Annotated in this window: 8 protein-coding genes; 4 read left to right on the forward strand and 4 right to left on the reverse strand. The window is 71.3% G+C overall.

The window, feature by feature from the left end; translation table 11 throughout:
- Window positions 1-39: 39 nt before the first annotated feature.
- Both G6O69_RS31740 and G6O69_RS31745 read right to left on the reverse strand, forming a co-directional pair.
- Window positions 40-321: a hypothetical protein gene (locus G6O69_RS31740; RefSeq protein WP_176397211.1), complete on the reverse strand. Its 282-nt coding sequence runs from the start codon at window positions 319-321 to the stop codon at window positions 40-42.
- Between the two features lie 108 nt (window positions 322-429).
- Window positions 430-1,467: an SUMF1/EgtB/PvdO family nonheme iron enzyme gene (locus G6O69_RS31745; protein ID WP_176397212.1), complete on the reverse strand. Its 1,038-nt coding sequence runs from the start codon at window positions 1,465-1,467 to the stop codon at window positions 430-432.
- 277 nt (window positions 1,468-1,744) lie between these two features.
- Between G6O69_RS31745 and G6O69_RS31750 the strand changes: the two genes are divergently transcribed.
- From G6O69_RS31750 to G6O69_RS31765, 4 genes are all read left to right on the forward strand, one after another.
- Window positions 1,745-4,468 carry a serine/threonine-protein kinase gene (locus G6O69_RS31750; protein ID WP_217909952.1) on the forward strand — a complete coding sequence of 908 codons (2,724 nt, stop codon included), beginning with the start codon at window positions 1,745-1,747 and terminating at the stop codon, window positions 4,466-4,468.
- Window positions 4,469-4,483: 15 nt separating this feature from the next.
- Complete coding sequence (locus G6O69_RS31755; protein ID WP_172307217.1) at window positions 4,484-5,824, forward strand: Ig-like domain-containing protein; 1,341 nt, start codon at window positions 4,484-4,486, stop codon at window positions 5,822-5,824.
- 310 nt (window positions 5,825-6,134) lie between these two features.
- Window positions 6,135-7,133: a hypothetical protein gene (locus G6O69_RS31760; RefSeq protein WP_172307218.1), complete on the forward strand. Its 999-nt coding sequence runs from the start codon at window positions 6,135-6,137 to the stop codon at window positions 7,131-7,133.
- Between the two features lie 21 nt (window positions 7,134-7,154).
- The gene (locus tag G6O69_RS31765; protein WP_255215924.1) at window positions 7,155-9,485 is read left to right on the forward strand and encodes a di-heme oxidoredictase family protein; all 2,331 of its coding nucleotides are present in this window, start codon (window positions 7,155-7,157) and stop codon (window positions 9,483-9,485) included.
- A 158-nt stretch (window positions 9,486-9,643) separates the two neighbouring features.
- Here G6O69_RS31765 and G6O69_RS31770 read toward each other — a convergent pair whose 3' ends face one another.
- Together G6O69_RS31770 and G6O69_RS31775 are read right to left on the reverse strand one after the other, a co-directional pair.
- Window positions 9,644-10,129 (reverse strand): DUF3592 domain-containing protein, encoded by a 486-nt coding sequence (locus G6O69_RS31770; protein ID WP_172307220.1) that lies wholly within the window; start codon window positions 10,127-10,129, stop codon window positions 9,644-9,646.
- Window positions 10,130-10,175: 46 nt separating this feature from the next.
- On the reverse strand, window positions 10,176-10,859 hold the full coding sequence (locus G6O69_RS31775) for a DUF3540 domain-containing protein (protein ID WP_172307221.1): 684 nt from the start codon (window positions 10,857-10,859) through the stop codon (window positions 10,176-10,178).
- Between the last annotated feature and the right edge of the window lie 2 nt (window positions 10,860-10,861).

Genomic DNA, 10,861 nt, shown 5'->3' on the forward strand with positions numbered 1-10,861 from the left:
GCGGACCCACTCGCGAAGAAGTGAGCCCCGCTCACCGAGCTATGCGCCGCAGGCCTCGACCTCGGCCAGGCTCTGCGCGGCCTGCATGCACTCGACCAACTTCCGGGTCGGCCGCAGCTGCTTGCAGTCCCCCTCGATGGCCAGTGCCGAGCCCGGGCCGCCCTTGCCCTCGGCCTCGGCCAGCTTGGCGATATGAGTCGCCAGGGCCTCGCAGTCGGCCTCCTCCGCCCGGCAAGCTGCGAGCGAGAGCCCCACGCCGAGACCGACCAACCACCATGATGCGCGCGCGCTTTTGGCTCGCTCTTGGCCTCGCCGAAGCATGGCGTGATGGTACAGCACTCGCCCTCCGAGGGGTGCGCTCCCTGACGCTCGCGTCCGCGCACAGGCGCGGCGTCCGGCACGCGGACGCAGATCGACCAGATGCGCGCCTCACTTGGCGCAGCGAAAGCCGATCCCGATGTCGCTCACGTTGACGTCCCCCCAGGTGCGCCGGACTGCACGAATGTGCGTGGCCTGATCGGTGAACATCCCACCGCGGATGCCCCGCTTGGGCTGGCGCTTGCGGCCCTCCTCACGATCGAAGACCCACTCGCGCACGTTGCCGGCCATGTCCATCAGCCCGTAGGGGCTGGCCCCCGCCGGGTGGCTGGCGACCGGCTGCGGCGCACGCAGGCCGCAGCCCTCGAAGTTGGCGAGCTCGCAGGTCGGAGCCTCGTCTCCCCAGGGAAAGAGCCGCCCGTCGTCGCCGCGCGCGGCCTTCTCCCACTCGGCCTCCGTGGGCAGGCGCTTGTCGAGCCACGCGCAGTACTGCCCGGCCTGCTGCCAGCTGACGTTGACCACCGGGTGCGTGCAGTCCTCGCCCGGCGAGAACCCGGCCGCGGGCGCCTCGCACACGCCGGCCTCGATGCAGCGCTCGTAGGCCGCCTGGGTGACCTCCGTGCGATCGATGGCGAAGGCGGGCAGCTCCACGGTGGTCAGCTTGCGCTCGTTTTGACCGCACAGCTGGCTGTTGCGGATGTCGCAGCCCATCACGAACTCGCCCGCGGGGATCTCGATCATCTCGCCGAGCACCGCGTCGTCGGGACAGCGCTCGGGCCCGGCCGGCTCGGGCAGGGGCATGGTGCTCGGATCGTGGTTCCCCCACACGCCCTCGTCGACGAAGTTGGTCGCGTTGCGGTCCCACGGGCAGCCCGGGGCCTCGGGGTCCTGCTGGCAGAGCAGGTCGTGGCTGCCATCGTCCTCGGGCTCGGCACCCTCCCCCTCGCCTGCCTCGCCCTGCTCACCCGCGACCCACGCGAGCTCGCTGCCCTCGCTCGCGCCCACCGCATCGGGCTCGTTGCTCGCGGCGCCCGGGTCGTGGCAGCCGAGCAAGGAGCCCGCGCCGAGGAGCATCACCAGCGAGAGCCTGGCCAGTCCTCGCTCGCTTCGCGCCCGCACCGGTAGACCATAGCCCCGTCCTTCGTGCATGGCAGGAGCGAACGTCTCTCGCGCCGCCTGGGTCTACCCGCCGATGTCACACGCCATGTCGCAGATTGGCGCACACCCAGACGAGATCAGCTCGCCGCACCACCCTCGCGTGGGACTCCTCCATCACTGGGGCCAACACGCCCACGCCGCGTAGGCGGCAAAACTCGGCAATTCGATGGCCAACATGTGACTTGCCCATGTCCGCTCGGGCCCATACCTTCGCGGCGCATCGGTTCGAATCGATTCGAATCGATGGACACACCACGGCCGAGAGAACGTGCGCGAAGAAGCTCGAGAGCGGCGCCATGACACGGGCGCGAACGCATCCATGGCGCGGCCCCCCGTGTCCCTGGGTCGCCACCAGCTGCTCTTCGCCATCGGCCACGGCGGCATGTCGGACGTCTACCTCGCCGTGGTCACCAGCGCCGCGGGGGTCAACAAGCTGCTGGTCGCCAAGCAGCTGCGAGCCTCGCTCCTCGACGAGCCCGAGGCCCTGTCGATGTTCATGGACGAGGCCCGACTGGCCGCGCGCCTGCATCACCCCAACGTCGTGCAGACCTTCGAGGTCGGCCAGGAGGGGCCGATCCCCTACATCACGATGGAGTTCCTCGACGGCCAGCCGCTCAGCCGCGTGCTCCGCCGCGAGACCATGAGCTTGGGCATGCGCCTGCGGGTGATCACCGAGATGCTCGAGGGCCTGCACTACGCCCACGAGCTGCGCGACTACGACGGCTCGCCCCTCGACGTCGTCCACCGCGACGTCTCGCCCCAGAACCTGTTCATCACCTACGACGGGCAGATCAAGCTCGTCGACTTCGGCATCGCCAAGGCCAGCGGCGCGATCACCCGCACCGAGGGCAGCGGGCTCAAGGGCAAGCTGGCCTACATGTCCCCGCAGCAGGCCCGCGGCGAGGCCCTCGATCGCCGCGCCGACCTGTTCGCGGCCGGGGTCATGCTCTGGGAGCTCTTGTCTGGCCGGCGGCTATGGGGCGACACCCAGGCCGCGAGCATCGCCCGACAGCTGAGCGTCGACGAGCTCCCGGCCCTGGACGCCCCCGAGCTCCCGCCGCGGCTGCTCGAGATCTGTCGCCGCGCCATGGAGCCCGACGCCGCCGCGCGCTACTCCAGCGCCGAGCTCTTTCGCCACGAGCTCGAGGTCTACATGGACACCGAGGGCCTCGACGCCAGCTCGCGGGCGATCGGCAAGCGGGTCGCCGCGGCCTTCGCCAGCGAGCGCGCCCAGATGCGCAACCGCATCGACGCCGAGCTGCTGCGCATCGTCGGCGCCCCGAGCTCGGGGGACCTGCCCTCCCTCGAGCTGTGGCGGGAGCCCTACCGCGGCGAGCAGAGCGAGCGGACCTTGGGATCCGGCGAGTATCTGCGCCCGGATCCCGACGAGGCCACGGTCAACGAGGGGCCGATCGCCCGGGGCAGCCTCGCCCTGCGCGAGCCTCCTCGCTACCTGCCCGCGAGCGAGCGCACCCGCGAAGACGCCACGCCGAGCGGCGCCCACCCGGAGCTCTCGTCGATCCGCCGCGGGCTGCTGCGCCGCGCCGACATCCCGCGCACCTGGGTGGTCGGGGGGATCATCGCCCTGGGCGTCGTCTCGCTCACGCCGATCGTGCTCTCGAGCATCGACCGCGCGAACCATCGGTCTGTGCCCACGTCGCGCAGCGCCCCGCCCTCGAGCGAGGCATCCATCGGGCTGCCCGAGGTCGCGCTGCCCCAGCCCGGCGAGGCCACGCTCGGCGGGCGCTTTGGCGACTGCGACGCGCCCAACAAGCCCCAGGTCGAGCTCAGCGGGGAGATCGAGGCCGACGCGACCCTGCGCTGCGATCGCAACTACCTGCTGCGCTTCCAGGCCCGCGTGTCCACCGGGGTCACCCTGACCATCGAGCCCGGGACCACGATCCTCGGCGACCGCGAGACCAAGGGCACCTTGGTGGTCGAGCCGGGGGCGCGGCTGGTCGCCGAGGGCACCCCCGAGCGCCCGATCGTGTTCACCAGCAGCCGCCCGCCAACCCAGCGCCGCGCCGGCGACTGGGGCGGCGTCGTGCTCCTCGGCCAGGCCCCCCTCAACCTCCGCGACGCCGACGGCCACGCCATCCACGGCCTCGTCGAGGGCATCCTCGCCGGGGGAAGCTACGGCGGCGACGACCCCGAGGACGACAGCGGCGTGCTCCGCTACGTCCGCATCGAATATCCCGGGGTCGAGCTCGCCCCCGCCAACGAGCTCAACGGCCTGACCCTCGCCGGCGTCGGCCGGGGCACGACCCTCGACCACATCCAGGTCCGGGCGACCAGCGACGACTGCTTCGAGTTCTTCGGCGGGACCGTCGACGCCAAGCACCTGATCTGCGACCAGCCCGGGGACGACGCCTTCGACTTCGACTACGGCTACCAGGGCCGGCTCCAGCACCTCCTCGTCCGCGACCTGCCCGCGACCGAACACGACGAGGAGCCCAGCAACGCCTTCGAGTTCGACAACGATCCTCGCGGCGCCGGCGTCGAGCCGCGCACGGCCCCGCGGATCTGGAACGCCACGGCCTGCGGCGCGCACGCGGCCAAGACCCCGAGCTACGCCCTGCTGATCCGCCGCGCCGCCGCCCCCGAGCTCCACGGCCTGCTGCTCAGCGGCTTCGACTACGCCCTGGACATCCGCGACCTCGGCACCAGCCCCACGCTCTCTGGCCTCGCGCTCGTCGACCAGCCCGGCGCCGAGCTCGACGAGCGCGACGACGACGAGGGCCTCGACGAGGTCGCCTGGCTCGCCAGCCCCGAGCGCGGCGTGCTCACCCGCGCGAGCCCGGGCGCCCCCAGCTTCCCCAGCTGCCAGCCGCCCCCAGCGGGCATGCTCCCCGCGAGCCCGATTCCCCTCGCAAAAGGGCTCTCGGGTCCCCCCGACGACGGCTTCTTCGACCCCGACGCGCGCTGGCTCGGCGCCTTTGCGGGGCCCGAGGACGACTGGACCGCGGGCGGCTGGGCCATCTGGGAGGGATAGGGCTACCATCGCGCGATGCGTCGCGTGAATTCGGTCTCCAGCCTGCTCCTCGGTCTCGGCCTGCTCATCGCCCCTGGCTGTAACGACGAGGGCGGAGACGATGAGATCGGCGCGGGCTCCGAGACCGACTCCGAGACCAGCGCCGAGGGCGTGGCGACCTTTGGCAGCGCGAGCGACGACACCAGCGAGGGCGAGTCGAGCACCGCCGACACCACCTCTTCGGAGTCCGAGTCCGAATCTTCCGAGTCCGAATCCGAGTCCTCCGAGTCCGAGTCCTCCGAGTCCGAGTCCTCCGAGTCCGAATCCTCCGGGTCCGAGTCCTCCGAGTCGGACTCGAGCGCTTCGGAGTCCGAGTCCTCCGGGTCTGAATCCTCCGAGTCAGAGTCCTCCGAGTCAGAGTCGACGACCACCGGAGAAGAGGGCGTTCCCTTCGTGGCCGCCACGGATCCCCAGGACCTCGAGGCCGGCGTCGCCCCGGACGCGACGATCAGCGTGACCTTCAGCGCGGCCATGGACGCGGCCACGCTGACCACCAACACCGCCAACACCAGCTGCTCGGGCAGCGTCCAGGTCTCGGCCGACGGGTTCTCGACCTGCGTGCAGATGGCCGCGGCCCCGAGCTCCGGCGACGACACCACCTTCACGCTCACCCCCGCGGGCGATCTCGCGAGCGCCACCACCTACGAGCTGCGCGTGCTCGCCGAGGTCACCGACGCCGGCGGCACGGCCATGGCCGCCGACTTCACCACCAACGAAGGCTTCACGGTCCGCTACTTCCACAGCATCGTCATCGACGGCGTCAACGACTTCGACGCAGGCGAGACCTTCTCGACCTCGACGGCCGAGCACGCCGGCTACGTGGCCTGGGACGAGAGCTACCTCTACCTGGGCATGCGCGGCCCGGCGCTCGCGGAGGACGACGCTCAAAACTGGTTCGTCGCCTACCTGGGCGGGGCCGCGGGGACCGAGGCCGGCGTCACCTACAACACCCAGCAGCCGGCGCTGCCCTTCTCGGCCCGCTGGCACCTGCGCTGGAAGGCCAGCGACGACTACGGCGGCGCCCTCGAGTGGAGCGGGACCGACTGGACCGACCCCGGCTTCGGGCCGATCGCCGGCAGCGACGACGTGGCTGCCTCCGGCGACTTCGTCGAGCTGCGCGTGGCCTGGTCCGACCTCGAGGATCCCGGGACCATCGCCCTGCACCTGGGCATGCTCCGCGAGGCCGCGTTTGAAGAGTCGTGCTGGGCCGCCGTCCCTGAAGGGTCCCATGCCGACGGCTACGACCCGGACTATGGCCAGTACTTCGAGTTCGACCGCCTCGACTCGACGCTGCCTGGCGACTACGCGCCGGGCTAGGAGCCCGTGGTGAAACCCAACACGACACCTGGCTTGGTCTTTTCGCCGAGGGCTTTGTCGCCAAAACTTGCAGTACGCCCGGTACAGCAGCGTTTTGGCTCCGCGGCCTCGACGAAAAGCCCGGCGCCAGGAGCCGCGCTGGGTTCCACCACGGGCTCCTAGGAGCGGGCCCACCGACGCGCGCATGTGACCAGCGCACACCCCGCACGTGAGCCACCGCCGTCCCCATCGGCCGAGGCGAGTGATCGAAATCCCCACCTCGGGATACCACCCAATCAGCGCCCCATCGGCCGCGCTACCCTCCGCCCCCATGTCCGCCCTCCCCCAAGCCCCCGCCCGGCTGGCGCTGCTCCTGGCCCCTCTGGCCCTGAGCGCCTGCCCCGACGACAAGCCGAAGTCCGAGCCCGAGTGGACCATCGGCGAGCAGACCGACGAGAGCGTCGGCGCTTTTTTGAGCGTGTGGGGGCCGAGCCGCGACGAGGTCTACGCCGTCGGCGGCAACCCAGAGGCCGGGGCCATGGTCCGCTTCGACGGCGAGGGCTGGGTCGAGGCCGAGATCCCCGCCGACATGCCCCTGATCAACTGGGTCTACGGCACCGGCTCGGACCTGTGGATCGCCGGCAACGAGGGCACCGTGGGTCACCGGGCGGCCGACGGCAGCTGGACCAGCGAAAACGTGGGGACCAGCGCCGCGCTGTGGGGCATCTGGGGCTCGAGCGCGACCGACGTGTGGACCGTGGGCGGCGACATCCCCGGCGACGCGCCGGTCCTCGCCCACTTCGACGGCAGCGCCTGGTCCCTCGAGACCCTGCCCGACGCCGACCGAGAGTTCGACGCCCTGCTCAAGGTCTGGGGCACCGGCCCCGACAACGTGTTCGCCGTCGGCCACCAGGGCGTGATCTTCCACTACGATGGCGATGCCTGGGTCCAGCAGCCCTCCGGGGTGACCCGCGACCTCATCAGCCTGTGGGGCACCGGCCCGGACGAGATCGTCGCCGTCGGCGGCCGCTCCAACGGCGTCATCGCCCGCTACGACGGCGAGGCCTGGACCAGCGAGGTGATCGGCGAGCTCCCCGGGCTCAACGGCGTCTGGGTCGCCGAGGACGGCACGGCCACCTCCGTGGGCGTCGACGGCGTCGTCATCGAGGTCGCCCCGGGCGGCTTCGAGTGGACCTTGCTCGATCGCTCCGTCCGCCCCAACACCTTGCACGGCAGCTTTGGTCTGGCCGACGGCGCCCGCTTTGGCGTCGGCGGCAGCCTGCTCTTTTCGCCCCCCTGGTCCGGGGTGATCGTTCAATACTTGCCCTGAGGCCCTCCCATGCCCGCCGCCATGTCCTCCGCTCCGCTGCGTCACGCCCTGCTCCCGAGCCTCGCCCTCATCGGCCTGGCCGCCTGCCAGCCCGATCCCGAGCCCGAGCTGGCCGAGGACATCTACGGACCCATGGGCACGATCCTGCCCACGGCCACCGCCGAGCAGCAGGCAACCTTCGAGCGCGGACAACAGATCGCCACCCGGCGCTTCGCCCCCGACGAGGGCCTCGGCCCCCTGGTCAACGTCAGCTTCTGCACCAGCTGCCACGAGCGCCCGGTGTTCGGCGGCAGCGGCCCGCGCTACCGCGACTTCTTCCTCACCGGCACCGAGCTCGACGACGGCAGCTTCCTGGCCACGGGCCACGGCGGCGTGGTCACCTCCTTCGGCTTCAACGGCGCGCCCACGCGCCCGGGCCTCGACGAGGGCGTCAACGTCATCGCCCACCGCAACGCCATCCCCTTCTTCGGCACCGGGCTGATCGCCGAGCTGTCCGAGAGCTCGATCCTCGCCAACGCCGACGAGGACGACGCCGACGGCGACGGGATCAGCGGGCGGCCCAACTGGGACCGCGGCTTCGTCGGTCGCTTTGGTCGCAAGTCGCAGACCGTGAGCATCGAGGGCTTCATCCGCGGCCCGCTCAACAACCACCTCGGGATCACCACCGACCCGCTGACCGAGGCCCAAAAGGCCGCGCTGCCCGTGCCCTCGAGCGCCGCCGACTCGGCCCTGCGCGCCATCGACCCCGAGGCCGCGCTCGCCTTCCGCCAGGCCGCCGCCCCCGACGAGCCGCTCTTCGACGACGACGACACCCCCGACCCCGAGATGCCCTCGGAGGACCTCTTCGACCTCGTGTCCTTCGCGATGTTGCTCGCGGCCCCGGAGCCCGAAGACCTCGGCGACAACGAGCTCGGGCTGCGCGGCCAGGCCAACTTCGCCGAGATCGGCTGCGACGACTGCCACGCGCCGACCCTCGAGGGCCCCCGCGGCCTCGTCCCGCTCTACTCCGACCTGCTGCTCCACGACATGGGCGAGGCCATGGCCGATGGCATGCAGCAGGGCGTGGCCACCGGCGCCGAGTTCCGCACCCAGCCGCTGTGGGGCATCGTCGCCGTCGCCCCCTACCTCCACGACGGCCGCGCGGACACCCTCGACGAGGCGATCCTCTGGCACGGCGGCGAGGCCCAGCGCTCGCGCGACGCCTACGAGGCCCTGCCCCAGAGCGAGCGCGACGCCCTGCTCGAGTTCCTCGCCAGCCTCGGCGGCCGCGAACAGTTCAGCGAGGGCCTGCTGCCGGCCGACGCCGTGATCCCGCCGACTGGCACCCCTGGCTGCCCCGAGCCGGAGATCCACGCCAATGAGGCCATGCTCGCCCAGTGGCAGGCCGGCCGCGCGCTCTTCGACCGTGACGCCGACATCGTCGACGGCCTCGGCCCCACCTTCAACGGCGACAGCTGCCGCGCTTGCCACTTCGATCCCGTGATCGGCGGCGCCGGGCCCATCGACCTCAACGTCATGCGCCACGGCACCATCGACATGGAGGGCGAGTTCATCGCCCCGGACTACGGCACGATCCTCCACCGCCTGGCGATCCCAGGGGCCGAGCGGCCCGAGCACGACCCCTCGCAAAACGTGTTCGAGACCCGCCAGACCCCCTCGCTGCTCGGCCTCGGCCGCGTCGAGGGCATCGCCGACGACGACATCCTCGCCAACGCCGACCCCGACGACCTCGACGGCGACGGCATCCGCGGCGTCGCCCATCTCCTCCCCGACGGCCGCCTGGGTCGCTTCGGCTGGAAGGCCCAGGTCCCCAGCCTGCGAGAGTTCGCCCGCGACGCCCTGAGCGCGGAGATGGGCCTGACCGTCCCCGAAGAAGACAGCTTCAGCTACGGCCTGCTCAGCGACGGTGACGACATCCCGGACCCCGAGGTCGACACCGCCTACATCAACTCGCTGACCACCTTCATGGCCGGCCTCGCCGCCCCCGAGCCCGCCGCCGAGCTGCCCGAGGGCCTCGCCGTGTTCGAGTCCGTCGGCTGCGACGGCTGCCACGTCGTCGAGCTCCCCGGGGTCAGCGGCCCCGTGCGCGCCTACAGCGACTTCCTGCTCCACGTCGTCGCCCCCGAGGGCGCCGTGGGCATCGTCGACTTCGCCGCCGAGCAGCTGATGTTCCGGACCGCGCCGCTTTGGGGCTTGCGCCTGAGCGCGCCCTACATGCACGACGGCTCGGCCGACACCGTGGAGGCAGCGATCCTCGCCCACGACGGTGAGGCGCAGGCGGTGCGCGTGGCCTTCGAGGGGCTGAGCGACGACGATCGCGTGCTGCTGCTGAGCTTCCTCGAGTCGCTCTAGGAGCCCGTGGTGGAACCCAGCGCGGCTCCTGGCGCCGGGATTTTCGTCGAGGGCGCGAAGCCAAAACGCCGCTGTACCGGGTGTACTGCCAGTTTTGGCGACAAAGCCCTCGGCGAAAAGACCAAGCGAGGTGTCGCGCTGGGTTTCACCACGGGCTCCTAGTCGGCGACGCCGACGATCGCCACCGCCCTGCGGTCTTCGGGATCGTAGAACACCTTCACCTTGGTCCCGGCCGAGTAGCTCTGGGTGTCGCTGACCGAGAACACCCAGGTCGACTGCGAGGCGAAGGCCGGCCCGTCCTCGGGCTGAACCTCGACCGAGACCTGGACCTCCGGCTGCTTGTTGACGACCGTGCCCGTCTCCTGCACGCGGGTGATCGTCGCGGTCGCCGGGACGCCCTCTTCGACGAGGCGCTCGTGCAGCCGCTCGGTCTGCAAGCTCGGGTTGATGAAGGCCAGCACGATCACGGCAGGGAAGCCGATCACGACCGCGAGCAAGAGCACAGCCGAGGCGACGCGCACGGGCACGGGCGGGCGCGGCTGACCTGCGGCTCGCCGGGCCTTGTTTCGCCGAGACAGCGCAAACACGCCGACGATCCCCGCGAGTTCGAGGCCGCCGAGGATCAGCAAGGTCGCGTCAGACATCGCCGGGACGATAGCAAGCGCATCCCACCGCGGTCCATGATCGCGCTCAGCCCAGGTGGATCTGTCCCGCCTCGACCTTGGCGATCTCACCGCCGTTGACGATCACCTTGTCCCCCGCCAGCTGGGCGAGCTCGCTGGCCCGATGATCGATGACCCCCGCGTGCAGCTCGTCGATCTCGACGACCGTGCGCGCCGAGGTCTTGCTCGAGGTCTGGACGCGGTCGGCGAGGGTCTCGACGAGCTTCGAGACCAGGGTCGAGCGGGTCGCGTGGGTGACCAACGAACGGAGCACCGCCTTGCACTCGCCCACGAACACGCGGCCGGTGCGAGCCTGGACCTGGAGCGCCTCACCGGCGACGCCGACCTCGGCCGCGCTGCGCAGCTGGAGGTCGTCCGCGGCGTGGATCTCGAGGCGGCCCTCGACATGCAAGGCCGCGTCGCCCTCGATCCGCAAGCTCGCTGGTGTCTGCTCGGCGGCGCGCTCGAGCACGGCGAGCACGTAGCAGCGCTCGCCCTCGACCACGATCCACACCTGGTCGCCCACCGCCGGCTCGAGCAGGCAGCTCGCGGCGCGCTTGGCCGCCCGCGGCTGACCTGCGTCCTCGACCAACCACGCGCCGCCCTCCGCCTGATCGGCCTGACCAAGGATCAGCGCCGTGCCCTGATGCCCCCGCGGGTTCGTGCTGAAGGGCGTACTGACGAGCTCGATGTCTTGTTCGCGTGCTTGCATGG

The organism is Pseudenhygromyxa sp. WMMC2535 (genome assembly GCF_011083025.2).